Genomic DNA, 23,078 nt, shown 5'->3' with positions numbered 1-23,078 from the left:
CCCCCGGGGGGGGGCGCCCCCCGCCGTACGGCCACCCGCTGTCGGACCCCGCCCCTACCGTGCTCGCATGACCCAGCCCCTGGACCTCGCCCGCGCCCTCGCGGTACTGCCCGTCCCCCTGCCGCCCGGACGCCTTGTCGGCGCGGACGCAGACGATCCGGAGCCACTGCTGTGGATCAGCGACGCTCCCGCCATCCCCGGACTGTGGGCGCAACTGCACCGCGCGCACCCGGAGACCGGCCTGTGGCCGCTGCTGCTCGAGCCGCTGGAGGCCGGTCCCGAGTTCCGCCCCTGGCTGTCCGGCGAACTGGACCCCGGCTACGCCTCCGAGCCCGACCTCTACGACCCGGCCGCCCTGCTGCGCACCTGGTGGGAGGGGGGAGGGGAGGACGACGACGAGGGCTACCGGGACGAGTCCGAGCACGCCGACACCCTGGCCCCCTACGGCCCGGCCTGGCCCGGTGCCGCCCCCGCCGTGGTCGTGCCCGACGGCGCGGCGGACGCCGAGGCGCGTGGTCTGGCCGATGTGCTGCAGTCCGTCAAGGAGGTCCGGCTCGGCCTGATCCCGGCCCGCAGCGGTGCGCACGCGCTGGCCGTGTGCGGATGGGGCGGCCCGCTCAACCATGAGGGCGACACCGGGAAGATCGCCGCCGTGCTCGCCGACTGGGAGCGCCGGTTCGGCGCCCAGGTGGTCGAAGTCGGCTTCGACACCATGCAGTTGAGCGTTCCGGTGCCGCCCGCCACGCTCGCCGACGCGCTCCCGGTGGCCGCCGAGCACACCGCGCTCTGCCCTGACCTGGTCCTCCAGGGCACCGGCACCCTCACCGCCTACGCCGAACAGCTGGTGGGCTCCCACCAGTGGTCGTTCTGGTGGGACTGACCGAGGATCAAGAACCCGATCGGGCGGCGGAGGCGGCGGATCCGCGCGCCGTCGGTTCCCATCCGACTACCATGCGTGGCATCGACGGTGCAGGACAGCGGGGGTACGCGGCGTGAGCGGCTACGGCGGGGGCGGGTACGGCGGTTACGGCGATCAGGGAGGTGGCGCGGGCGGCGCCCGGCCACCGGCGGGGTGGCCCGGCCCCGGCGCCGCGGTCCCACCGCCGGGGCCCGGGTACGCTCCGCCGCCTGGGACGCCGTACCCTCCGCCGCCCGGGTACGGACCGCCGCACGGCCACCCGTACGGACCGCCGGTCCCGCCGCAGGGGTACCCGTACGCGCAGCCCTATCCATCGGGCCCGCCGGGTCCGCCGGTTCCGCCGCCGCCTGTCGAGCCGTCACGGGCGAGGAAGATCCTGCGGGGCATCCGCAACCCGTTCTACGCCGCCCGGCAGGCCTTCCGTCCCTCACGCCCCGGCGTCGTGGACGACCCGGCGGTCCGAAGGCTCCAGCTGTGGCGGACCGTGCTCGGGGTCGCCGCATGGGTCGGCCTCATGGTCACCTACAACGCCGTCGTCAGCGCGGACGACGTCAAAGCCGCGGCGGACGACCGCCTCGACCAGAGCTGGACCAGCGTCCTGGTACTGGTCTGCACCTTCCCCGTGGTGGTCGGCGCCTTCGTGGCGGCCGCGCGGGGCGGGCTTCGGCGGGTCTACCTGCGACGCGTCCTGCGCCCGATCGGCGCGGTGGCGGCCATCATGGGCTCCATGGGCACCTCCGCCCTCGCGATGGCACCGGAACTGGCCGGGCTGCGGGACGCCGTCGGGCTGCCCGGGAAGATCGCCATCGGGGTCCTGTTCGCGTGGTCGGTCTGCTTCGCCCTCTACGGCATCGGCCTCTCGCTCGTCCACGTCTTCCGTACCGCCGACATCCACGAGGTGGTGCCGCCGGTCCTCGCCGGGATCCTGGTGTGGGAGATGGCGCTGCTCGACCTGACCACGGGTGCCTACCCCCAGGTCCCGGCGGGCACCCGGATGGCGTTCATCCTCGGGGCGCCCGTCACCGTCACGGCCCTGTCCTGGTGGGAGCTGCGCCGACTGCGCCACCACCACGGACTGACGCTCCGCCGAGCACTCGGCCGCTGACGGCCGAACCGCCCGCGCCGCGGCACCGAGGGCGTTCCGCTCAGCGGCGGCGGGAAGGCCACCCGCGGCGGCGCCACCAACCGGTGCCCTCGGCAGGAGCGGACGCCGGGGCCCCGGGCGGTCGCGGAAGGGCGGGCGCGGGGAGCGGCGGGTGCGGCGGGGCCAGCCGTGCCGCCTCATCCGTCAGGCCGAGGACCGTGTACGCCTCGGCCAGGTTGCCGACGACATCGGCCCGCAGACCGGCATCGCCCGCCTCCTCCGCGAGGCCGACCGCCTCGCGCAGCAGCTCGACCGCCCGGTCCCGGTGGCCGAGCTGCCACAGCGCGCAGCCGTAGCCGTTCAGCGTGGCGGCCAGCCCCACCAGGATCTCGGGCGGGCGGAACAGCTCGCCAGCCCGCTGGAACGCCACCGTACTCATCAGCGGATCGCCGAGCGCGAGCAGCGCCGTACCCTCGGTCAGCCGGGCCTCCGCCTCCGAGATCTCGTCCCCGATCGGCTGCCAGAAGCAGTTCGCGGCCTCCGCACTGAACTCGGCGGCCTCCTGGTACCGCCCCAACTGCAGCAGCACCTCGCCGAGGTCCTTCAGCGCGTGCGCCCGGCTGGGCATCCTCCCGCCCTCGCCGGCCAGACGGTCCACGGCCGGCCGGAGTATCTCGACGGCCTCCTCGTAGCGGCCCTGACGGGCGAGCGCCCTGCCGAGATGCCCCAGCGCGACGTTCTCCCGGAACTTCTCCCGCGCCTTCCGGAAGCACTTCGCCGCCCGCCGCGCCGCGGCCTCCGCCTCCGCCAGGCGGCCCGCCTCCTGGAGGGCGAGACCGAACAGGTCGAGGACCACTCCGGTCAGCTCCGCGTCACCGAGCGCCGCACTGTCCGACACCGACCGCTGCAGTATCGCGGTCCACTGCGGCAGGACCCGCCGCAGCCGCAGGTAGCCGCCCACCACGGTGGGCATGACGGCCGACAGCCCCTGGTGCCCGGCGGCCTGCGCCCGCACGGTGGTGGCCAGCAGATTGGCGTACTCGTCGTCCAGCCAGGCGATGCCGCCGTCCAGGCTGCCCACGTACCGGGACAGCGGACCGTCGTTGCTCAGCGCGACGAGGTCGTTGAGGTTGAGCGCGGCCGCCGCGGCCGTCTCCACGTAGTAGGCGTTGAGCCGCTGCTCCGCCTCGGCGAGGTCCTCGCCCGCGTCGGCCGCGGCCAGCTCCTCCGCGTAGATGCGCACCAGGTCGTGGAAGCGCCAGCGGCCCCACCGCGGAGCCTCGATCAGGTGCGCCCGGGCCAGCGACTCCAGCCACCGGTCCGCCACCGCGTCCGCCAGCCGGCCGGCCGCCTCGGTGGAGACGTCCGGCCCGGCGTTGAGCGCCAACAGCCGGAACAGCCTCGCCTGTTCGGGCCGGAGCCGCTGGTACGAGAGGTCGAAGGCGGCACGGACGGTACGGTCCTCCCGGGACAGCGTGTCGAGCCGGTGGTGCGCCTCGGCCAGCTGGGCGGCGAACGCGGCCAGCGGCATCACGGGGAGGTCGGCCAGCAGGGCCGCCGAGATCCACAGCGCGAGCGGCAGGTGGCCGCACAGATCGGCGATCCGCTCGGCCGAGACGCGGTCCCCGCCGACCCGCCCGTCGGCCTCGCCCAGCACCCGCCGCACCAGCTCGACGGCCGCATCCGCCGGCAGCGGGCGCAGCACCGTCCGGGCCTCGCCGAGCACCAGGCTGTGCCGCGAGGTCACCAGCGCGGCGTGGTACCCGCCGGTCGGCAGCAGCGGCCTGGCCTGCTCCTCGCCCGAGGTGTTGTCCACCACGACGAGCAGCCGGCGCTCCTGCTCGGCGTACGCGGCCAGCACCGAGCGGTAGAGCCTGGTCAGTCCCTGCGCGTCCTTCGGCAGGTGTTCGTCGTCCGGCACGCCGAGCGCGCCCAGCAGCTGGGTGAGTGCCCGCTCGACCGGGAGCCGCAGCCGGTCGTTGTAGCCCTGCAGATCGATGATCAGCACGCCGCCGGGGAACCGGCCCTCGTCCTTCCACGCCCGCCAGGCGGCCTGGACCGCCAGCTCGGTCTTCCCGACCCCGGGCATACCGACGATCGTCACCACCGGGTGGTCTTCCAACTCCCCGACGATCCGCGACAGTTCTTCCTCACGCCCGGCGAACGACGGGGTCCGGTCCGGCAGCCCGCTCAGCGCGGGCGTGATTTCCCGCGGCAGCGTGAGCTGGATCCGCTGCCCCTGGATCACCGTCCCGAAGAACACCCCGCCACTGATGTGGTTGCCCATCCCCACCCCTCAGCCCCGACTTCCCACCCGAGCACCCCACGCTAGGCGGGGACACCGACACTCCGCCCCGTTTCGCCGCACTCCGGCACTCGGCTTGCCGCGCCCCGGCGTTCGGCGTGACGCGCTGTGGGGGAGGGTCAGCGGGCCGGGCCGGTGCCCTGGGGGAGCGAAGCCACCGCGAGAGCGACCGCTTCCTCGGGAGTGCCGGTGTGGGCGACGGCCTCGCCCCGGTCCCGTACGAGGTACCGCCCGTCGCGGAGCGGCTCGATCGAGTACCCGACCCGGACGTACGGGAGCTCGGTGCTGGAGGAGAACCAGAGGATGTAGTGGCTGGTGACCGGCCTGAGCCGACGGAGTTCCGGCCGGGCGCGCGCCGCCTCCAGGAGCGCGAGGCGACCGAGGGCGTGCGGGCCGCGGTCCCACGCGAACGGGGACCGGCGGACCGAGTCGATCAGGTGCCACCACGCCAGCTCGACCGGGTCGAGCGGCTCGCGCTCGTGGGCGAGGGCCCACTCCCCGAACCCGATGAACGGGGCAGCTGCCCGGGTCGCCTCGAGGCCGGCCCCGCTCGACCAGGCGGCTGCGCACCTGACCACGGCGTCCAGGTCCGGAGCGGCTCCGGAGGCGAGCCAGGCGTCCCGCAGACGACAGTGCACCCAGTAGCCGCGCACGTCCCGGAGGTCGCGCACGATCACGCGGCGGTCCCCGGTGGCGCCGTACTCCGCCCTGCGCTCCCCGTTCTCCTCCGGCGCGGGCAGGTCGAGGCCCAGCCGGGCGGCCGCGCGGCGCAGCGCGTCCGCGAGACTGGTGGCGGTCTCCGGCGGGGTGGGGAGGGGCAGCGAGGAGGAGGTCATCCGCCCAGTGTGCCGTGAGGTAGGGCGTCCGTTCGGGCGGGGGGCCAGTGCGGATCAGTGGGGGGTCAGCGTGCGGTCAGGCGGGTGGTGGAGGCTGAAGACACGTCAGGGAGCTTCGAGGAAAGGGGCTCCCGGGACTGGGAGAGGTGCCCGGAGCGGTTCATCGGGTGCCTGGCCGGCAACGGCCGAGCAGGGTCCTCCGGGGCCCGCGCAGGTTCGAATCCTGCCCTCTCCGCCCATGCAGTCCGGCCGGGGCCTGCCACCGCTGCCGGACGCGATGCCAGCCGAGCAGGTAGCGGGCCACGCAAGCGCCGCGGCCCGAGGCGCCGCGATCACATTCCCGAGGGAGCTCAGCCCGCCGTGACCGGTCGGCGTGAGGCCGTGGACCTCCTTGTCACCACCGACGCCCCCTCAGACCGCCAAGAACCTGGCGACGCGTCACCGCGAACCCCGCCACCCTCCGCCCGGTCCCGCATCTCGGCGCCGCCGAACGGGTGCGGGTATCTCCCGGCCTTGGGGCGCGCCGTCGGCCCGCAGGGCGCGAGCTGGGGGACGATCGGCGTCGGGCCGATCCCGGCCTCCGGGGGGAGATCAGACGCTGCGCAACGTGCAGGTCTTCACGGAGGAGGAACCATCATGGCGGGCAAGCCCGGCATCGTATTCGCTCACGGACTCTGGGCCGACGGGTCGTGCTTCGGCAAGCTCATCCCGACGCTCCAGGCCGAGGGGCACGAGGTCTTCGCCTCGCAGCACGGCCTCAACTCCCTGGAGAGCGACGTCGCGTGCGTGAACTTCACGCTCAACCACGTCCCCGGGCCGATCGTGCTCGTCGGCCACTCGTACGGCGGAACGCTGATCACCAAGGCGGGCACCCACGACCGGGTCGGCGCGCTGGTGTACATCGCGGCGCTCGGCCCGGACGAGGACGAGACCTCGCAGCAGCACCAGGCGCAGTTCGCCCCCACCCCGGTCTTCCAGCACCTCGAGGTCGCGGACGGGCGGTTGTGGCTGAAGGCCTCGGGTGTCCCGGACTTCTGCGGGGACCTCCCGGAGGCCGAGCAGAAGCTGGTGCTGGCGACGGGCGCGGTGCCGGTCGCGGACCTGTTCGACCAGCAGGTCCCGGGTACCGCCTGGCGCACGAAGCCCAGCTGGTACATCGTCGCCAACAACGACCGCACGGTGAACCCCGATCTCGAGCGTTTCGCGGCCGAGCGGATGGGCGCGAAGACCTACGACGTCGACAGCAGCCACGTCCCGATGCTGTCCCACCCGGACTTCGTCCTCGACGTGATCCGCGACGCCGCGAAGTCCCTGTAGGACGCGGCACCGGCCGGGGCGGGCCCCGCCCGCCCCGCCGCCGGGCGGCCGCCAGGTTGCCGTCGCCCCGTGACGGTCTGGCGCGTACGGAGCTGTGCGGCTGGGAACGTACGACGGTATGACCACGGGGGAGAGCGGGCGGCGCGACGCACAACCGCGGCCGGACCTGGTGCGGCGCTCGGCACCGTTCCTGCCCGCAGGAAGCGAGATCCGGCAGGCGTTCATCTGCCAGAGCGCGCCGAACTTCTGGTTCTTCGTCGTCACCTACCTCACCGGCCTGACGATCTTCCGGAACACCTACCGCTGTGTGGCGGTCACCCGGGACGCCATCTACGTACTGGAGAGCAGCAAGCTGTCCGGCGGCGCGAGCCCGCGGCGGCTCGCGGGCACGATGCCGCGCCACACCCGGCTCGGCCCGGTCACCGGCCGATGGGGGCAGCTGCAGATCCTCGGCGAGCGCCACTGGGTCCACCGGCGCTTCCACGACCAGATCGCGGCCGCGGACCGCGAGGCGGGCCTCGCCCGGTAGATCCCGCCGCCGGCCCGGTCCCGGGCGGGGGCGGCAGCGCGGTGGGGGACTGCGCCGCGTACTGTCGCCGGATGGACGAACGGCGGGAGCGGGGGCACGGCGGCGGTCCGGAACACGGGCAGGCCGACGGACCGCTGGCGTTCGGCTGCGCCACCTGCGGCGCCCCGCTGACGCGGCCGCTCCTACGGATGCCGGCGGTCCCCGAGGCGCCGTACTACGCCTGGTGGGAGGCCGACGAACCAGGCCCCTCGCCCTCGACCGTGCCGTCCGGCCACTACGCGATCGAGACGGAGCCGTACGGCGCGCCCCTGGTGGTCGCCGAGGTACCCGGGCCGGTGATGCCACGCCACGGCGGCCGCTGGAACGCCGACGGCGAGCCGCTGGTGTCGCAGGGCCCGCGAGGCAACATCGTCATCAACCCGGACGACGCCCGCGGCCTGGAACTGAGGCACGCCTCGGCCGCCTGCTGCGGGCGCGACCCCGGACGGCGGCATGAACCAGCTGTGCGCCTGCGGAACCCTCGTCGCGACCCTCTCCTCCGACTGCTGCCTGCCGTACGAACTCCACCTCTCCGCCGCCCACGTCCGCGCCGTCCACCCCTGAGCCCGCCCCGGGGCCGCCGCTCGTATCCACGGGGATCTGGGACGAGTTCCCCGAACTCCGGTGGGAGGTCTGCCTGATCGTCTCGAAGTTGGCCGATGTGCCGCCCGCGCTGAGACGCGCGATCGTGAGGTTCCTGGCCCGGTAGGTCACAGAGGACGGCTGCCGTCTGCGCGGTGCTCCCGTCCGCAGGTCAGGCTGCAGGCGAGCGAAGCAAGAGCGTTATGGCGCTCGAAGCGTCGGTTCTGATCTCGATCCTGACCTCTTCCGACCGTGTTCCGGGAGCGGGGTTGGTGGTTCGGGCCTGCGCAGTACGATCAACCACCTCACAGCGATCAGCGACCAGCAACCCGGAGATGGCCGTCTGCCCATGGTCTTCACGCTCGCGGAACACCCAGATCAACTCTTCGTCGAAGGTCGAACTTGCAGTGGTGAGACGAGCGCGGGCTCGGTGACGTGCTGGGATCTGGAGATACCCGGTCGGCCCTCGCTCGTCATCCGCGACACGGCATGGACCAACGGGGAGCGCGATGTCGTCCTGCACCGCACCGAGACGCTCCCGGAGATGCCGGCCCGTCTCACCCAGCTGTTCAATCGCGAGCGGGCCGGCATCCATCCGGTGAACGCCGACCGGCGTCGGATCCTGGCCTACCTCGCCGTCCCGGAGGACGGCCGGGATCGGCCGCGCCGACGACGGTCCCTCACCGTTCAGGAGCTCGTCACCGCCTGCAACGCGGCCTGGTTCGCGCAGCTTCTCGGTGCCGCGGGTGTCCGCCTCGCTTCCCCGCTCGATCCCCTCTCCGGGGAGCCCGGTCGGGGTGAGCACGAGATTCACTTCGACGTCGACGACACCTACACCCCCGTCCTCGCGTACGTCCTCACCCGGCTGGTCCCGACTCTCCGCAAGGTCGGCTGGCTCGCCGGGTACTGAGCGCCAGGAGAGCGCCGGATCGGACCGCTGCCGCCGTACAGCGCCGTACAGCGCCGGGCGAACGGCTACGGGCACAGGAGTCCCGTCCCGTCGGCCCGGCGTCGGTCGAAGACCAGCCGGACCGCCGCGGAGCCCTCACCGACTGCCGTCGCGACGCGCTTGACGCTTCCGCTCCGCACGTCGCCGACGCAGAACACACCGGGGACGCTCGTCTCGAACGGCAGCGGTGCGCGACGGTCCGTCAGGCCGGTGTCCAGGTCGTGCCCGGCCAGGACGAAACCCTTTTCATCTGTGGACAGTTGGCCGTCCAGCCAGTCCGTGCAAGGGGTCGCCCCGATGAACACGAAGACCGCGGCGACCGCCAGCGCGGAGCGCCGGCCCGTGGCACGGTCGACGACCTCCAGGCCGGTGATCGAGGAGTCCGCCGTGAGGCCGACGGCTTCCGTGCGCAGCTGTACCCGGATCCTCGGGTTCGAGGCGATGGCGTCGATCAGGTACCGCGACATGGAGTGCTCGAGGTCCTCGCCGCGGACGAGCAGGTGCACCGGATCGGAGGTCCGGGCCAGGAACACGGCCGCCTGGCCCGCCGAGTTCGCGCCGCCGATCACCGCGACCGGCCGCCCGGCCGCGTTCGCGGCCTCGGCGACCGTGGCCGCGTAGTGGACTCCGTTGCCCTCCCATGCCTCGACGCCGGGGACGGTAAGCCGCCGGTAGCGGGCCCCGGTGGCGACGATGACGTCACGCGCGCTGAACGACCGTCCGTCCTCGCAGGTGACGGTGTGCAGGCCCCGGTCGCTCGCGAAAGCGGTGGCGCGGGCGTTGCGGTGCAGACCGACCCCGAACTTCGCCGCCTGGATCACCCCGCGGGCGGCCAGCTCGGCGCCGGAAAGCCCGGCCGGGAACCCGAGGTAGTTCTCGATCCTCGACGACGTGCCGGCCTGTCCGCCGAACGCGGCCGCATCGAGGAGCACGGTCCGCAGCCCCTCCGACGCCCCGTACACCGCCGCCGCCAGTCCGCCCGGGCCGCCGCCGACCACCAGCAGGTCACAGGAGTCCCGGCCGCCGTCGTCACCCGCGCCGGCCGGCGGCTCCCCGAACTCGGCGGCGACATCGGCCGGCAGCGGATTGCGCAGCAGCGGCCGGCCGGGCACCAGCACGATCGGAAGGTCCGCCACGGGCACCCGCAGCTCCCGCAACAGCGCCTCGGCGTCGGGCTGCGCCTCCAGATCGATCCAGGTCACGCCCATCCGGTTGGCCGAGAACGCCAGCATGAGCGCCCGGCACCGCTTGTCGTACCGTGAGCCGATCAGTGTCAGCCCGGCGCCCTTGCGCACCAGGTTCGCCCGGCGCGCGAGGAACGTCCGCAGGATGTGCTCACTGAGGTCGGCGTCCTGGGACACCAGCGTGCGGATCCGGTCCAGCGGGACCCGGAGCACCCGGCCGGGGCCGCTCGTCACACCGGTGAACCGCGCCCGTTCGCCCGTCAGCATGTCGAGCTCGCCCAGGAACTCAGCCGGCCCGTACGACGCGATCAGGCGCTCGTCCGGCTCGCCGAACCGCTCCACGACGTCCGCCGCGCCTTCGAGGACGACGAAGAAGTCGTAGGCCGCGTCGCCCGCCGCGAAGAGCACCTCGTCCGCGGCGGCGTGGTGTTCCGACCCGTGCGCCGCGAGCCGCCGCAACTGCTCCGCGGAGAGCGGCGACGCCGGGGTCCAGGCCGGATTCCCGCTCCGGCCGGCCTCGGTCCGACCGGCCTCGTTCCGGTGGAACCGGTGCATGCGGTGCCTTCTTTCACCCGGGCGGCGGCGCGGGAGCGTGCGCCCCTGGTCCCGAATCCTCCGCCGGATCGGCCACCGATTCACTCACCAAAGAGGTGCGAAGCAATCCGGATCCCCCGAACGGGCGAGCGACGGGTCCGCGCCGCCCCCTGAGCGGCCGACGGCAGGGTGGCCCCGCGGTCAGATGCCCGGGTCGTAGTCGGTCAGCGCCTTGCGCGCGCGGGCCAGCTGCTCCTGGGGCAGATCGCAGGACCGCCGGGTCTCCCGGTCGAGATGCACCCCGGTCAGCACCGTGACGGCCGCGACCTCGCCGGTCTCCGCGTTCTCCATCCGGTGGACGAAACGGATCACCTTGCTGCGCACCTCGAGAACCGCCGAGCGGACCACGACGAGGTCGCCCGCCCGCACCTCCTGCCGGTACGAGATCCGCTGGTCGACCGCGACCATGCCGCGGTTGCGGTCGCGCAGGTAGCTGGGCGTGATGCCGAGGCCCGCGAGGAGGTGCCAGGTCGCCTCGTCGAACTTGCCGACGTACCACATGACGTTCATGTGTCCCATGTGGTCGCAGTGCCACGGGTACACGGTCCCCTGGTAGGTGACCTCAAGCTCGGCGGCCATGGCTTCCTCGTCTTCGCTGCCTCGGAGCACGGCGCTCCCGGGCGGGGCGCAGGGTCATGTTAGCAACCGTTAACGTCGCGCCAGGGGCACCGGGCGAGGGATCTACGCCTCCCAGCGGACCCGGTGCCGGTGCCGGGTCGGCGGCACCACGGTGTCGTCACTGTCGTCGTACGGCGCGGCGGCCGCCGCGTCGAGGGCCCGGTGCAGGGCGGCGCGCTCGGCGGCCCGGGCGTGCCGTTCGTGGATCCGCCGGTCGGTGGCGGTCGAATCGTGCGTGTCCGCGTGGACGAGCTCGCGCACGACGACGTGGCGGCGTACCTCGGCGGGGATCCGGCGGCTCCCGGCCGTCCCGGCGGCGTCCGCGGCCGCGGCGGGGTAGCGCAGGTCCCGCGCGGTGATCACGCGCCACCAGGAGGTGACCGGCCCGGCGGGGGGACGCCCTTCCGGGAGCCGCTTCGTGGCGGCCGAGTAAGTGACGTGGTGCACGGTACGGGACACGGCGACGCACTCTACCCGGCGGCCGCCGCCCGGGACAGGACAATTCCGCGGCAGTGACAGCACCGCCCGTGGGACCGATGAGGCACCTACAGAAGCCCCCTGACGTGACCTCAGCCCTGCGAGGCGAGGGCCAGGTACTCGGGCGCGGCGAGCCGCAGGGCCAGGCGTACGACGGCGGGCCCTCCGGCTCGCCCGCCGCCCGGGGCCGGCAGTTCGGCGAGCTCGGCCTCGTCGTAGGCCCGTCCGCGGCCGGACATCGCCGGGTGCTTCTCCTGGTTGCCGCGCTGTGGGCCATCAGGACCGGCGGAGCCCGTCCGTGGCCGGACACCGCCGGGTGCTTCTCGTGGTTGCCGCGCCGGGGGCCATCAGGACCGGCGGAGCCCGTCCGGCAGGGGCGGGGGCCGGCGACCACGGGACATCAGGGAGGCCGCCGACGGTGAAGTGCGGGCCTTGCCGATGTGGTTGTGCCAGCAGCCGATGGGCTTCGTGGTGATGCTTCTTCAGATGCTGAGTCGACTGGGTCAGTGGGCGGTGAATGCGGTGGCGTTCTCGGTCGCCCACTGGTGGAAGCTGCGCTCGGGCCTGCCGAGCAGGGTGCGGGTGGTGTCGGCGATCGGCGCTGGGCCGGCGCATGCGGCGGCCCACAGGGTGAGGAGCGAGCCTGCCATGGAAGCGGGCATGAAGCGGCGCATCTGCTGCTCGGCCTCGGCGTGGGTGATCGTCTCGATGGTGATGTCGCGGTCCAGGACACCGGACAGCATGGCGAGCTGTTCGCGGAAGGTGAGGGACTGGCCGCCGGTGAGGGTGACGGCGCGCCCGCTGAGGGCGGTGCCGGTCAGCGCCTCGGCTGCGATGTCGGCGATGTCCGCCGGGTGGATGGGCGCGAGGTGCGCGTCGGGGTAGGCGAGTTGGACCGGCAGGCTCTGGCGGATGAGGTGGGACCAGCCGAGGGCATTGCTGGCGAAGGCGTCCGCACGCAGGAGGGTGCAGGGCAGGCCGGAGGCGGTGAGGGCGCGCTCGACGCGCAGGTTGTGAGTGGCGAGCGGGTTGGTCTCGGCGTCGGGCGCCAGGACCGAGGAGGAGGAGAGCAGGACGATGTGCTCGACGCCGGCGGCCCGGGCGGTCTCGATGAAGGCGTCGATGCCCTCGGGCTGTGGGTAGAGGAAGACCTGGCGTACGCCATCGAGCGCGGCCGGGAAGGTTTCCGGCAGGTCGAGGACCAGCTCGGCGACCTCGACGCCGGTGGGGACGGTCAGTTCGGTCGGGTTGGCGCTGGCGGCGCGGACGGGCAGGCCGGCGGTGTGCAGGCGGCTCGTGACGGCCTGGCCGACCTTGCCGCGGGCGCCGGTGATGAGAACGGTCATGGAAACCCCCGAGAGTCATGATGCTGGTACGCAATGTTGCAATAGACACATGCATGCTTGCATGCACATAGTTTCATGTCAACACATGCCTTCTCGGGGTCACGGATACTACGATGGATGCATGACGACGAACGACGCGCCGCACGAACCGCGGTTGGCCGAGGAGCTGACGGCCGAGGAACTGCTGAACGCGGTGGGCCCGGCGTTCGGAAAGCTGCGCCGCACCTCACTGCTGGAGGTCGAGAACCCGATCTCGGCCAAAGACCTGAGTCGCACCCTGGTACTCGGTCTCGTCGCGGAGCACACCCGCGACTCCGAGAAGGAGATCACCGTCGGCGCCGTGGCCGAGCTCCTCGGCGTCGACCCCTCGGTCGCGAGCCGGATGGTCACCGACAACATCAAGGCCGGCTACCTGCTCCGAGCCGCCTCCCAGCAGGACGGCCGCCGTACCGTCCTCCACCTCAGTCCCGAGGGTGCCGAGTTGATGGCCCGCTTCCGCCGTCACCAGCGCGCCGCGTTCGAGTACATCACCGCCGACTGGGTCGAACGTGACCGGCTGGAGTTCGCACGCCTGATGCTCAAGTACGTGGATTCGCTGGGCCAGCTGAAGGAGCGTGGGCGGGCGGGGGAAGCAACGGGGCACTGAGCTGTGACGCAGTGCCGACCTTCCGGGCTGCTCGCTGATCGGCCCGCGCAAAGGCCGGTCGCCCGGCGGGTGTGGCGGCTCGCAGGCCAGGAACACGGCAGGAGTCCGTGGCCACCTGCTCTCCCCGCCGGATCCGGGCGGCAGGGTGTGTCGGCGCAGGGTGGCGTCCAGCATGGCCATCGCCTGGTGGGCGCGTACGGTTTCTGGCTCGCAGCTGCTTGATCACCTCATGGACGGTCGCGAGGCCATGCAACAAGGGGCTGCTGACACGGCCTCCACCGCCGGGGCGGTCTCGTCTCGCGGCAACCTCGTTGGCCGACCGGGCGACCGGGTGACCGGCCGCTCTGCTCGAAACGCCGGAGTGGCCGGAGCGGTACGAGAGCCCGCCGGTCGTTGCTGCGGTGCTGCGCAACGGCGCCGCCGGCCGCCGATGCCCGGGGTGGGCTTCGGTCGGCCGGGCGCTCGCGTTCGCGCGGTCAGCGGAGTGCCGGTGCGTCGGCCAGCTGCCGGGGGGCGGTCGTCGGGGCGGTGGCGGGGGTGCGGAAGCCGCGGATGATGAGCCAGAGGGCGAGGGACACCTCCCAGGCGAAGACCGGCAGGGCCGCGGCCGTACCCGGGCCGGAGAGCTGACCGTAGAGGCCGAACAGGACGGCCACCGCCGAGGCGCAGATCAGCGGTCCGCCGATCAGTCCCAGGACGGTGATCGCCCGCGGTATGACCCGGGAGCGGTGGAGGAGTGCGGCCAGCAGGAGGGTGTTGACGCCGAGGACCAGGTTGGGGCCGAGCAAGAAGGTCCAGTCGTGGACCGCGACGAGGGCGCGGGCCGCCGCCGCCAAGGGCTGGGCGTCGGTGCCGTGCGCCGCCGCGTCCCGGCGCAGCGTCACCACCGCTAGCAGGCTGACCAGTCCGAGGACGATCACGACCGCCTCCAGCAGCCGGACGCAGACGTAGCCGAGGGCGATCCCCTCGTGCTGCCGGCGCAGGATGGGGAAGAGCATCACCCCGGTGCCCACCACCGCGAGCGCCAGCGCCACTTCGCACAGGGCGCCGAGCAGCACCCGGCCGTCGGCGCCCGCGCCGAGGACGTAGTCCGAGCCGCTGAGCAGGGGCCGGTACAGCGCCAGCCCGGCCATCGCGGTCACTTCGGTGATCAGGAACAGCACTCCCGCGGCCACGCTGTTGCGCCGGTCCGTCCGTCTGTCCGTCTGTCGGTCCGTGTTCATCCGGGCCCTCCCCTTGTCCGCCAAGGTGTACGGCGTACACCTTGGCACACCATAGGTGTACTCCGTACACTCGTCAAGGTGAACCAGCCAACGGACGGGGAGCGCCGGACCCCACTGAGCCGGCAACGGGTCCTGGAAGCAGCGGTGTCGCTCGCCGACGCCGCCGGAACGGACGTGCTGAGCATGCGCAAACTCGCCCAGGAACTGGGCGTGGTGCCGATGGCGCTCTACAAGCACGTCGCCAACAAGGACGAACTCCTCGACGGCATGGTGGATCTCGTCGTCGCCGAGATCGGGCCGCCGGGTGCGGGCGAATGGAAGAGCGCGATGCGGGCGCGCATTCTCGGCGCTCGCCGGGCGCTGCGCCGGCACCCCTGGGCGGCCCGCGTGATCGAGTCGCGTACCGCTCCGCCCCCGGCGCTGCTCGGCTACCTCGACTCGATGGCCGGCATGTTCAGGGCGGGAGGCTTCTCCGTCGCCCTCACGCACCACGCGATGCACGCGATGGGCAGCCGGCTGCTCGGCTTCAGCCAGGAGCTGTTCGACGACACCGGCGCGGCCCCCGATCCCGCGTTCGTCCGGCAACTGGCACGCGCCTACCCGCACATCGCGGAGATCGCCGGGGCGGCGGCCGGACATGACGCGGCCTCGACCGTGGGCGCCTGCGACGACCAGGTGGAGTTCGAATTCGCCCTGGACCTGCTGCTGGACGGCCTCGAACGGCTGAGGGCCGCCGAAGCGTGATCAGCAGCAGCCAGCAGGGGCGGGCGGCGGCGGTCGCGGCCGCCCGCCCCCGGCTGCTGGACTACCGGTGCTGCGCCGGGCGCGGGAAGCGCTCCCGCATCCCGTCGATGCAGATGTCGCGGGAGGTCGGGCCGCCGAAGCGCAGACGGTCGTAGGCGGTGAACGCCGGCTCCAGCGCGTCCAGTTCGTCGATCAGCGCGTGCAGCCGCGACGACCACGGCGCGGACCCCGCGTCGGACTCGTCGGGTGCTGCGCTGATCGCGGCCGTCAGCGCGCCCTTGCGCCGGATGGTCGCGGGCGTCACCGAGTGCAGGCACACGTACTGCCCGCTCAGGTAGGCCGACCACTCCTCCCGCCCGGCCTCCTGATCCGCCCAGTGGCCGACGAACCAGGCCTCCAGCCGGTCCGTCCCGCCCGCCTCCTCGGCGAGTGCGAACAGGTCCGACGGCACCATCTCCGCGCCGTCCGAACGCAGGTACCCCGGCAGCGGCAGCAGGCCCGCCAGCATTAGCCGGCGGGTCGCGTCGGCGGAGTGCCCCGGGGCTGCGCACAGCTCCTCCAGGGCGATGAACTGCCCGCTGACGTAGGCGTCGTCGGCCTCCGTCATCGGATGGACGCCGTTGACCTCGACGAAGCGTGCGGCGAGTTGCTGCTTCAGGTCACTGTCCGGCATGCGTGGGCCCCCTTGCTGTCGTGCGCACGGCTGCCTCCTGCCGAGCTGTGGGCAGCGTATCGCACGTATGTTCGACCAAGAGGGGGGTCCTGACGGTCGGCCCGCCGTCACACCCCGACCGGCTGGGCGCTGTCGGCGCTGTCGTCGATCAATGTCCACGGCTGGGGTGTGGCGAGGGCCAGGCGGGGCCGGGTGGTGGCCCAGTGGCGGACGGCGGCCGCCATGACGGCGGCGGGGTCGGTGACCGTCCGGGTGGGGGTGAAGGGCCGGCCCATGCTGGTGTAGCTCTGGAACATGGCGAGCAGTTTGACCGCCTGGCTCTGCACCGGTGAGAGGTACCGGTCCGCGAGCGGCAGGAAGAAGCGGTCCCAGCTGTCGCCCGGGACGATGCGCGGCCGCTCGATCGGCGGCACGCCGGCGGCCCGGCGGACGTCGTTGAGGGTGCGGCAGATGGTGTCGAGCAGGGTGTCCAGCGTCAGGCTGCCGGGGCCGGCGGCGATCACCTCGGTGCGCGGGGTGCCGGGCGGCTCGGCGAGGACGGCCGCGGCGACCGCTTCGGCGACCTCGTCGACGGGGCTGATCTCGGCGTAGCCGCCCGGGTCGCCGACCACCACGGCCGCCAGCCCGGACACCAGGGCCTGGAGCATCGTGTACGGGCCGGAGAAGCGGGAGATCTCGCCGGAGCCGCGGCGTCCGACGATCAGCGGCGGGCGCACCACCGTCAGCGGTCCGGGGTGCTCGGCGCGGACGACCTCCTCGCACCTGGCCTTGGACCACTCGTAGCCGTTGCGGTAGCCCTCGAACTCCGCGCCCCGGAGGTCCTCGGGGTTGCGGACCCCGCCGACGTACGCGGTGGAGAGGTGGACCAGGTGGGTGCCGCGGTCGGCGAGGGCCAGCACCGCCCGCAGCGGGTCGATGTTGGCCCGCACCGCCTCCTCGCGGCCGAGCGTCCACCGGGTGGTGGCGGCCGAGTGCACGATGACGTCCCAGTGCCCGGCGAGGTCGGCGGGCGGCGGCTCGGCGCCGATCCGCCAGCGGAGCAGGGTGTCGTCCGCGGCCCGCCGGGCGACCCGGGTGAGGGTGAGGCCGGGGGACGCGCAGTGCGGGCCGAGCCGGTGCACGACCTCGGTGCCGACCACTCCGGTGGCTCCGGTGAGAAGGATTCGCATGGGTGTCATCTCTGCTGGGGCGTACGGGGATGCGGTGCGGCGCCGGGGGACTGCGGGCCGCCGCCGTCCTCCGGCACGAGGACCAGGCAGGCGTTCTGGCCGCCGAAACCGAAGGAGTTGGAGAGGACCGCCGCGCGGGCGATGCTGCGCGGCGCCCCGACCACCAGGTCCACCAGGTCGGCCTCCGGGCTGGCCCGCAGGTTGGCGATCGGCGGGACGCTGCCGCGGGCGGCGCACAGCAGGGCGAGCGCCGCCTCCAGCGCGCCGGAGCCGCCGATCAGGTGCCCGGTGACGCCCTTGACGGCGGTCACCGGCGGCGACTGGCCGTGGAAGCACCGTTCGATAGCGCGGGCCTCGGCCCGGTCGTTCAGCACGGTGGAGGTGCCGTGGGCGTTGATGTGGCCGATGTCGGCGGTGGACAGGCCGGCGTCGGCGAGGGCCTGCCGCATGCAGCGGCCCGCGGTCGCGCCGTCCTCGGTCGGGGCGACGATGTGGGAGGCGTCGCAGTTGTCGGCGAACCCGGCGACCTCGCCGTAGATCCGGGCGCCGCGCGCGAGTGCCAGGTCCCACCGTTCGAGGACCAGGACGGCCGCGCCCTCGGCCATCACGAAGCCGTCCCGGTCGGTGTCGAAGGGGCGGCTGGCCCGTTCCGGGTCGGCGTTGCGCACGGACATGGCCCGCATCCGGGCGAAGGCGCCCATCACCACGGTGGTGACCGCCGAGTCGGTGCCGCCGGCGAGCGCCGCGTCGAGGTCGCCGTACCGGATCTTGCGGGCGGCCTCGCCGACGGCGGTGGTGCCGCTGGCGCAGGCGCTGGCGTACGTGGTGCACGGCCCCCGGAACCCGTAGCGCATGGCCAGCCGGGTGGCGGGCGAGTTGGCCATCGTCCTGGGCACGGTGTGGACCGGCATGTCCCTGGGGCGGGCGGCGTGGCTGAGGGTGACCTCCTCCATGCTGGGCAGACCGCCGATCCCGGTACCGATCTGGACCCCGACCCGCTCCGGCGTGAGGCCGGCCGGCAGTACGGCGTCCTCGACGGCGTCGGTGGCGGCGCACAGCAGGAGCCGGGTGGTCCGGTCGATCTGGCGCGACTCGCGGCGGGTGAGGTAGGCGTCGAGATCGAACTCCGGTACCAGGCAGGCGAAGTGGACCGGCAGGTCGGCCTCGATCAGGCGGGGGACGGTCGCGGCGGTGGACCCGCCCTTCAGCACCGCGGTGTAGGCCGCCTCCAGGTCGTTGCCGGCCGGCGACTTCAGGCCGATGCCGGTGACGGCCACCCGGTGGCCGCCGGAGGGGTGCCGGCGGGTCATGAGCGGCCCGCCGTACGTGCCTGGAGCAGGTCGATGGCCTGGCCGACGGTCTGCGCGGCGGTGAGGTCCTCGACCTCGATCCGCAGCCGGAGGGAGCGTTCCAACCGGGCGCCGACCTCCATCAGTTCCAGGCTGTCGATGCCGTAGTCGACCTCCAGGCTGGTCTGTTCGCGGACCTCCTCGGCCTCGGTGCCGAGCACGTCCGAGATGACCGTCCTGACCAGCAGTGACAGTTCTTCGCGAGTGGGCATGTCCGTCGTTCCTTCCGTGCCGGTGGCGGTGCCGGTGCCGGTGGTGGGCTCAGGGGGAGGGTCCCGTGGTGCCGGGCCCGATCGGTCCGGCGCCGCGGGTCAGCGGCCGGCCGCCGCCAACGCCGCGTCGAGGATGCGGACCGCCTCCGCGAGGTCGCCCGCCGTGCTGACCAGCGGTGGCAGCAGCCGGATGGTGGTGGGCCGGCTCAGACAGGGCGAGACCAGCAGGCCGGCGCCGGCGAGTTCGGCCAGCACCGTGCCCGCCGCCTGCGCGGAGGCCAGGTCGATCCCGCGGAGCAGACCCGCGCCGCGGACGGCTCGCACCACCCGAGGATTGTCCGCGCGCAGCCGTTCCAGGGCGGTGTCCAGCAGCAGCGACAGCCGGTGCCCGTGCGGAGCCAGCTCCTCGATCGCGTCGAGGGCGGCGGGCAGCGCCGCGCAGCTGAGCGGGTGCCCGCCGAAGGTGGCGGAGTGCAGGAACGGATCCGCCGCCAGCGGCGCGTACAGCCGCTCGGAGCAGACCAGCGCGGACAGCGGGACCACTCCGCCGCCCAGCGGCTTGCCGAGCAGCACGGCGTCCACCGGCAGCCCCGCGGCGAGGGCGACCGAGCGCTCGCCGCAGCGGCGCAGCCCGCACTGGATCTCGTCCGCGATCACCATGGCGCCGGCCTGTTCGGCGTCCGCGCACCAGCGCCGCAGCACCTCGGCAGGCAGCGGGACGGCGCCGTTCTCGCCCTGCACCGGTTCCAGGACGACGGCGGCCACCTCCGCGGCGCGCACCTCGTGGAGCACGGCGCCGGGATCGGCCGGGTCGACGTGCACCACGTCCACCGTGCAGCCCAGCAGGCCGCGCCGGTACAGCGGGTGGTGGGTCAGCGCGAGCGCGCCGGCCGACTTGCCGTGGAAGCCGCCCTCGACCGCCACCACGCGGCTGCGGCCGGTGGCGAGCCGGGCCAGCTTGACCGCGACCTCGACGACGTCGGCGCCGTTCAGTCCGAAGTACACCTTGGGCAGCGTGCCGCCCAGGTACGCGGCCAGGCAGGCGGCCGCCTCGGCCGCGACCGGGTTGGCCAGGCTCCGGGTCGAGGTCGGCATGGTCTCCAGCTGGCGGCGGACGGCGGCCGCCACCGCCGGGTGGCGGTGCCCGAGCAGGGTGACGGCGTACGAGCCGAAGTCGAGCACGGACCGGCCGTCGGAGAGCGTGACCCGGCAGCCCTCGGCGCCCGCCTCGACGGCTCCGCGCCCGGCGAAACCGCCGGTCAGCGCGAGCTTCGGCGACAGGTGCCGGCGCAGCCGGTCGAAGGTCAGGGCGGCGGCGGACCCGGTGGCCGGTCCGGTGATCGGTCCGGTGGCGGCCAGGGTGTCGCCCGCGGTCACGGTGTCGACGGCGGTCACGGTGTCGGCGGTCACGGCGTGGCCTCCTGGAGGGCCGGCGACTGCGGCCCGGGGCCGGGCGCCTCCGAGAGCGGCCGCTCGGGGGCGCGCTGCGCCAGCAGGCGCCGTTCCAGGGCGGCGAGCATCTGCGCGGCGTTCTCCTCGAGGGCCCGTGAGGCGACCGGGTTGAGCATGTCGGCGAGCAGGGGGATGCCGATGTCGAAGTCGACGTGCAGCGAGACGGTGCTGCCGCCGCCAGGCGCGGCCGCCACCGCCCAGTGGCCCACGAACTCGCCCAGGTCGCCGGTCAGCTGGTGGAAGTCGAAGCGACGGGCGCTCGGGTCGAGCCGGTCGGCCTCGGTCCACCGCAGGACCGAGTCCTCCAGCCGGACGGCCCAGGCGGTGGTGCGGTGGTGGCCGTCCGGCTGCTCGGTGACGACGACCGACTCGACGCTGTCCATGCAGTGCGGGTAGCTCTCCACGTCCACCACCGCCGCCCAGGCGGCGTCGGGCGGGACGGCGATCTGCAGTTCGACGTCAACTCGTGGCACGGGGAGACCTTTCTTCGTCGGGCCCGAACGGGTCGGCGCCCGCGGGCGGGAGATGGGGGCCGAGCGCGGCGGTGCGCGCGGCGGCCAGGGCCGGGGGCAGCAGCCGCCGCAGGACGGCGCGGGGGAGGCGGCGGGTGTGCGTCATCGCGTACCACTGCTCGACCAGTTCGCAGCCGAGTTCGACCTTCGGCCGGTAGGCGGTCTGGGCGAAGCGGATCCGGTCGCAGCCGGTCTCGATGGCCAGCCGGATCGCCGCGTAGTGCACGTTGTGGTACAGCCGCGCCTGGTGGGCGATCCGGTAGTCCAGGCCGATCCGGGCGCCGGTCGCCCCGGTCCCGGCGAACAGGCAGAGCAGGAAGGCGACCAGGCGCTCGCCGTCGAAACAGGCCACCAGCAGCCGCCGCAACCCGGGATCGGCGTGCACGGCGGCCAGGAAGGAGGAGTCGAGCACCTCCAGGGTCTGGTCCGCCCGGTCCATCACCTGCCGGTAGAGCCCGAGCATCTCCGGCAGCAGGTCGGCGAAGTCCTCGCGGACCTCCGTCCGCAGCTCCGGATGGGCCCGGAATTTGCGGATCTTGCTGCGGGCGTTGCGCCGCGGCCTGGCTGGCAGGACGGCCAGGTACTCCTCGAACGAACCGTGCCCCAGGGGGAGTTCGGTGTCGGGCAGGCTCGGCAGGAAGAAGAACCCGGCGCCGTCCAGCGCGGCGCGCAGCGGCGCGAGCCCGGCCGCGGTGAAGTCCTTGAACACCACCGTGCCCAGCCGCTCGCGCCGTGCCAGGTCGAGGACGCCCGCCACCAGCAGCCGCCAGACCTCGGGCGGCGGCGAGCCGTCCACCAGTACGTGCCCCTGCCCGAGCAGGTTCCCGCAGAAGAGCATCGGCACCCGCAGCAGCCGCGGGAACAGGCGCCGGACCGGCGCGAGCAGCCGCCGCTCGCGCGGACCCACCACGTCGTCCAGCCGCAACTCCCGGAACAGGCACAGCGGCAGCACCGCGGCCACCCCGGAGTCCTCGCGCACGACCAGGTAGGCGTACGCGTCCGGCCCGATCCGGGAGCGCTCCATCGCGGTGAACAGCGACCGGGACCACATCGGGTCGTCGCCGGGCGCCAGCCGCTCCCAGAGCCCCGGGGGCAGCGCCTCGACGCCGGACAGCACCTCGACCCGGTACCCCGGGCGGGGGACCGCCGGCGCGGCCGGTGCGGCCGGGACTGACGGGACTGACGGGGTTTCTCGCCGCACTGCGGTCACCTGCTCACGGTCGTCGGCGGCGGACTGCCCACCACGCGGTACGGACGGCGTCACCCGATGCGCAGCGGACGGCCGTCGAGGAAGTCCCGCAGCGGCCCCGCCATCCGGGCGCGGGACGGCGGGTGGAAGGTCAGGCCGCCGGCGGCCGCGGCGAGGTACGCGCCGTCCGGCGACCCGATGAACGCCATGCCGCCCAGCGCCGCCAGGCAGCACGCCGTGGTGCGGGCGATCGCGTCCTGGGCCGCGTACCGGGCGTGCAGCGCCTGGACCAGCAGCGTGTCGGTCCACGGCTCGCTCTCCATCGCCCGCGCGACGGCCTCCACCGCGAGCATCGCGGCCCCGACGTCCACCGTGTACGCGGTGGGGTCGTCCTGCCCGCCGCCGGGCCGCTCCAGCACCCGCTCGACCAGCCCGCTGGCCACGCCCAGGTACCCGGCCGTCAGCAGCAGCTCGAACCAGAGGAACCCGGCCACGTTCAGCGCGTCGGGCACGGCGTCGGCGGTGACGTCCGTGAGCACCACCTGCTCCGGGTCCAGCGCCACGTCGGTCAGCACCACCTGCTCGCTCTCGGCACCGGCCAGCACCGGCGTACGCCAGAACGGCCGCACCTCGAGACCGGGCGCGGTGGCCGGGACGAGCGCGATGGCGAGCCGCTCGACCCCGTCCTCGTCCGCGAGCAGGACCGACGCGGTCAGCAGATCCATCGAACGGGCCAGGCTGCACGGCATCTTGCGGCCGTTCAGCACGATCCGGCCGCCGCGGCGCTGCGCGGTGATGTGCGGGCGCAGGATGTTCTGCCCGGAGTTGCCCTCGGCGAAGGCGGAGGCCAGCAGCAGCCGCTCCCCGGCCACGGACTCCAGCAGCACACCCTCGAGGCCGGAGCCGTACTTGGCCGCCTCGGCGAGGCCGGCGACGGAGAAGTGGTGCATCGTGGTGGCCACCGCCAGCGACGGGCAGCGCGCCCCGATCGCCCGCTGCACCCGGACGGCCTGCAGCGCGCTCGCCCCCGCGCCGGCGTGCTGCGCGGGCACCAGCAGCGCCGGGCCGCCGGCCGCCCGGAACTCGCGGACGGCCGGGCTGGGAGCGCGCTCCAGCTCCGCCAACGGGAA

The 23,078-nt window shown here is 73.8% G+C and carries 23 protein-coding genes and 1 tRNA gene; 8 read left to right on the top strand and 16 right to left on the bottom strand.

The window, feature by feature from the left end; all coding sequences use genetic code 11:
• Window positions 1-67 precede the first annotated feature (67 nt).
• Together AA75_RS38980 and AA75_RS38975 are read left to right on the top strand one after the other, a co-directional pair.
• Complete coding sequence (locus tag AA75_RS38980) at window positions 68-880, top strand: DUF4253 domain-containing protein (RefSeq protein ID WP_051814166.1); 813 nt, start codon at window positions 68-70, stop codon at window positions 878-880.
• Between the two features lie 481 nt (window positions 881-1,361).
• Window positions 1,362-2,024 (top strand): hypothetical protein, encoded by a 663-nt coding sequence (locus tag AA75_RS38975; RefSeq protein ID WP_233289383.1) that lies wholly within the window; start codon window positions 1,362-1,364, stop codon window positions 2,022-2,024.
• Between the two features lie 40 nt (window positions 2,025-2,064).
• On the opposite strand, the gene AA75_RS38970 is transcribed toward AA75_RS38975, so the two are convergent.
• Window positions 2,065-4,290 (bottom strand): tetratricopeptide repeat protein, encoded by a 2,226-nt coding sequence (locus AA75_RS38970; RefSeq protein ID WP_051814165.1) that lies wholly within the window; start codon window positions 4,288-4,290, stop codon window positions 2,065-2,067.
• 137 nt (window positions 4,291-4,427) lie between these two features.
• The gene (locus AA75_RS38965; protein ID WP_051814164.1) at window positions 4,428-5,144 is read right to left on the bottom strand and encodes a DUF6193 family natural product biosynthesis protein; all 717 of its coding nucleotides are present in this window, start codon (window positions 5,142-5,144) and stop codon (window positions 4,428-4,430) included.
• Between the two features lie 140 nt (window positions 5,145-5,284).
• On the opposite strand from AA75_RS38965, the gene AA75_RS48655 reads away from it, so the two are divergent.
• The 4 genes from AA75_RS48655 (at window position 5,285) to AA75_RS38950 (ending at window position 8,521) form a co-directional block, all read left to right on the top strand.
• Window positions 5,285-5,379, top strand: a tRNA-Cys gene (locus AA75_RS48655).
• A 401-nt stretch (window positions 5,380-5,780) separates the two neighbouring features.
• Complete coding sequence (locus AA75_RS38960) at window positions 5,781-6,461, top strand: alpha/beta hydrolase (RefSeq protein WP_033825184.1); 681 nt, start codon at window positions 5,781-5,783, stop codon at window positions 6,459-6,461.
• A 118-nt stretch (window positions 6,462-6,579) separates the two neighbouring features.
• Window positions 6,580-6,990, top strand: coding sequence for a hypothetical protein (locus AA75_RS38955; RefSeq protein ID WP_051814163.1), 411 nt, complete (start codon window positions 6,580-6,582; stop codon window positions 6,988-6,990).
• Window positions 6,991-8,041: 1,051 nt separating this feature from the next.
• On the top strand, window positions 8,042-8,521 hold the full coding sequence (locus tag AA75_RS38950) for a hypothetical protein (protein ID WP_033825183.1): 480 nt from the start codon (window positions 8,042-8,044) through the stop codon (window positions 8,519-8,521).
• A gap of 65 nt (window positions 8,522-8,586) precedes the next feature.
• Here AA75_RS38950 and AA75_RS38945 read toward each other — a convergent pair whose 3' ends face one another.
• The 5 genes from AA75_RS38945 to AA75_RS38930 form a co-directional block, all read right to left on the bottom strand.
• Window positions 8,587-10,299, bottom strand: coding sequence for an FAD-dependent oxidoreductase (locus AA75_RS38945; RefSeq protein WP_082527166.1), 1,713 nt, complete (start codon window positions 10,297-10,299; stop codon window positions 8,587-8,589).
• A gap of 180 nt (window positions 10,300-10,479) precedes the next feature.
• Window positions 10,480-10,917: a thioesterase family protein gene (locus AA75_RS38940; RefSeq protein WP_033825182.1), complete on the bottom strand. Its 438-nt coding sequence runs from the start codon at window positions 10,915-10,917 to the stop codon at window positions 10,480-10,482.
• Window positions 10,918-11,019: 102 nt separating this feature from the next.
• Window positions 11,020-11,415 (bottom strand): hypothetical protein, encoded by a 396-nt coding sequence (locus tag AA75_RS38935; protein WP_055731263.1) that lies wholly within the window; start codon window positions 11,413-11,415, stop codon window positions 11,020-11,022.
• 110 nt (window positions 11,416-11,525) lie between these two features.
• Window positions 11,526-11,672: a hypothetical protein gene (locus AA75_RS50380; RefSeq protein WP_158515644.1), complete on the bottom strand. Its 147-nt coding sequence runs from the start codon at window positions 11,670-11,672 to the stop codon at window positions 11,526-11,528.
• Between the two features lie 264 nt (window positions 11,673-11,936).
• On the bottom strand, window positions 11,937-12,779 hold the full coding sequence (locus tag AA75_RS38930; protein ID WP_033825180.1) for an SDR family oxidoreductase: 843 nt from the start codon (window positions 12,777-12,779) through the stop codon (window positions 11,937-11,939).
• A gap of 121 nt (window positions 12,780-12,900) precedes the next feature.
• On the opposite strand from AA75_RS38930, the gene AA75_RS38925 reads away from it, so the two are divergent.
• A complete protein-coding gene (locus AA75_RS38925) occupies window positions 12,901-13,425 on the top strand; it encodes a MarR family winged helix-turn-helix transcriptional regulator (RefSeq protein WP_033825179.1) in 525 nt (174 codons plus the stop codon).
• A gap of 476 nt (window positions 13,426-13,901) precedes the next feature.
• Here the strand turns inward: AA75_RS38925 and AA75_RS38920 are convergent, their stop codons facing one another.
• The gene (locus AA75_RS38920) at window positions 13,902-14,648 is read right to left on the bottom strand and encodes a DUF4386 domain-containing protein (protein WP_051814162.1); all 747 of its coding nucleotides are present in this window, start codon (window positions 14,646-14,648) and stop codon (window positions 13,902-13,904) included.
• Between the two features lie 78 nt (window positions 14,649-14,726).
• Here AA75_RS38920 and AA75_RS38915 point away from each other — a divergent pair, with 78 nt between their 5' ends.
• Window positions 14,727-15,392, top strand: a complete 666-nt coding sequence (locus AA75_RS38915; RefSeq protein WP_033825178.1) for a TetR/AcrR family transcriptional regulator — start codon at window positions 14,727-14,729, stop codon at window positions 15,390-15,392.
• A 61-nt stretch (window positions 15,393-15,453) separates the two neighbouring features.
• Here AA75_RS38915 and AA75_RS38910 read toward each other — a convergent pair whose 3' ends face one another.
• From AA75_RS38910 to AA75_RS38875, 8 genes are all read right to left on the bottom strand, one after another.
• On the bottom strand, window positions 15,454-16,065 hold the full coding sequence (locus AA75_RS38910) for a DUF6058 family natural product biosynthesis protein (RefSeq protein ID WP_033825177.1): 612 nt from the start codon (window positions 16,063-16,065) through the stop codon (window positions 15,454-15,456).
• A gap of 107 nt (window positions 16,066-16,172) precedes the next feature.
• Entirely contained in the window at window positions 16,173-17,234 is a 1,062-nt protein-coding gene (locus AA75_RS38905) for an SDR family oxidoreductase (RefSeq protein WP_051814161.1), read from the bottom strand.
• Window positions 17,235-17,239: 5 nt separating this feature from the next.
• On the bottom strand, window positions 17,240-18,544 hold the full coding sequence (locus AA75_RS38900; RefSeq protein ID WP_082527165.1) for a beta-ketoacyl synthase: 1,305 nt from the start codon (window positions 18,542-18,544) through the stop codon (window positions 17,240-17,242).
• Window positions 18,541-18,795, bottom strand: a complete 255-nt coding sequence (locus AA75_RS38895; RefSeq protein ID WP_082527164.1) for an acyl carrier protein — start codon at window positions 18,793-18,795, stop codon at window positions 18,541-18,543. Before AA75_RS38895 ends, AA75_RS38900 begins: the two co-directional genes overlap by 4 nt.
• Window positions 18,796-18,894: 99 nt before the next feature.
• Entirely contained in the window at window positions 18,895-20,205 is a 1,311-nt protein-coding gene (locus AA75_RS38890; protein WP_233289382.1) for an aspartate aminotransferase family protein, read from the bottom strand.
• Window positions 20,202-20,720, bottom strand: a complete 519-nt coding sequence (locus tag AA75_RS38885) for a type II toxin-antitoxin system RatA family toxin (protein ID WP_051814160.1) — start codon at window positions 20,718-20,720, stop codon at window positions 20,202-20,204. The genes AA75_RS38890 and AA75_RS38885 overlap by 4 nt, the downstream gene beginning before the upstream one ends.
• Window positions 20,707-21,969, bottom strand: a complete 1,263-nt coding sequence (locus AA75_RS38880) for a GNAT family N-acetyltransferase (protein WP_233289381.1) — start codon at window positions 21,967-21,969, stop codon at window positions 20,707-20,709. The genes AA75_RS38885 and AA75_RS38880 overlap by 14 nt, the downstream gene beginning before the upstream one ends.
• A 50-nt stretch (window positions 21,970-22,019) precedes the next feature.
• A partial coding sequence (locus AA75_RS38875) for an acyl-CoA dehydrogenase family protein (protein ID WP_033825176.1) occupies window positions 22,020-23,078 on the bottom strand: 1,059 nt, incomplete at its 5' end.

It is taken from the genome of Kitasatospora sp. MBT63 (assembly GCF_000710465.2).
In the GTDB taxonomy this organism is placed as follows: domain Bacteria; phylum Actinomycetota; class Actinomycetes; order Streptomycetales; family Streptomycetaceae; genus Kitasatospora.
Note: the sequence above shows the minus strand (reverse complement) of the source record. Positions and strands in the feature narration are given on the sequence as shown.

Bases quoted from the DNA above. Each gene is read 5' to 3' on its own strand.
- AA75_RS38980 (WP_051814166.1), top strand. From the start codon at position 68: ATGACCCAGCCCCTGGACCTCGCCCGCGCCCTCGCGGTACTGCCCGTC.
- AA75_RS38970 (WP_051814165.1), bottom strand. From the start codon at position 4,290: ATGGGCAACCACATCAGTGGCGGGGTGTTCTTCGGGACGGTGATCCAG.
- AA75_RS38965 (WP_051814164.1), bottom strand. From the start codon at position 5,144: ATGACCTCCTCCTCGCTGCCCCTCCCCACCCCGCCGGAGACCGCCACC.
- AA75_RS38960 (WP_033825184.1), top strand. From the start codon at position 5,781: ATGGCGGGCAAGCCCGGCATCGTATTCGCTCACGGACTCTGGGCCGAC.
- AA75_RS38955 (WP_051814163.1), top strand. From the start codon at position 6,580: ATGACCACGGGGGAGAGCGGGCGGCGCGACGCACAACCGCGGCCGGAC.
- AA75_RS38945 (WP_082527166.1), bottom strand. From the start codon at position 10,299: ATGCACCGGTTCCACCGGAACGAGGCCGGTCGGACCGAGGCCGGCCGG.
- AA75_RS38940 (WP_033825182.1), bottom strand. From the start codon at position 10,917: ATGGCCGCCGAGCTTGAGGTCACCTACCAGGGGACCGTGTACCCGTGG.
- AA75_RS50380 (WP_158515644.1), bottom strand. From the start codon at position 11,672: ATGTCCGGCCGCGGACGGGCCTACGACGAGGCCGAGCTCGCCGAACTG.
- AA75_RS38930 (WP_033825180.1), bottom strand. From the start codon at position 12,779: ATGACCGTTCTCATCACCGGCGCCCGCGGCAAGGTCGGCCAGGCCGTC.
- AA75_RS38925 (WP_033825179.1), top strand. From the start codon at position 12,901: ATGACGACGAACGACGCGCCGCACGAACCGCGGTTGGCCGAGGAGCTG.
- AA75_RS38920 (WP_051814162.1), bottom strand. From the start codon at position 14,648: ATGAACACGGACCGACAGACGGACAGACGGACGGACCGGCGCAACAGC.
- AA75_RS38910 (WP_033825177.1), bottom strand. From the start codon at position 16,065: ATGCCGGACAGTGACCTGAAGCAGCAACTCGCCGCACGCTTCGTCGAG.
- AA75_RS38905 (WP_051814161.1), bottom strand. From the start codon at position 17,234: ATGCGAATCCTTCTCACCGGAGCCACCGGAGTGGTCGGCACCGAGGTC.
- AA75_RS38900 (WP_082527165.1), bottom strand. From the start codon at position 18,544: ATGACCCGCCGGCACCCCTCCGGCGGCCACCGGGTGGCCGTCACCGGC.
- AA75_RS38895 (WP_082527164.1), bottom strand. From the start codon at position 18,795: ATGCCCACTCGCGAAGAACTGTCACTGCTGGTCAGGACGGTCATCTCG.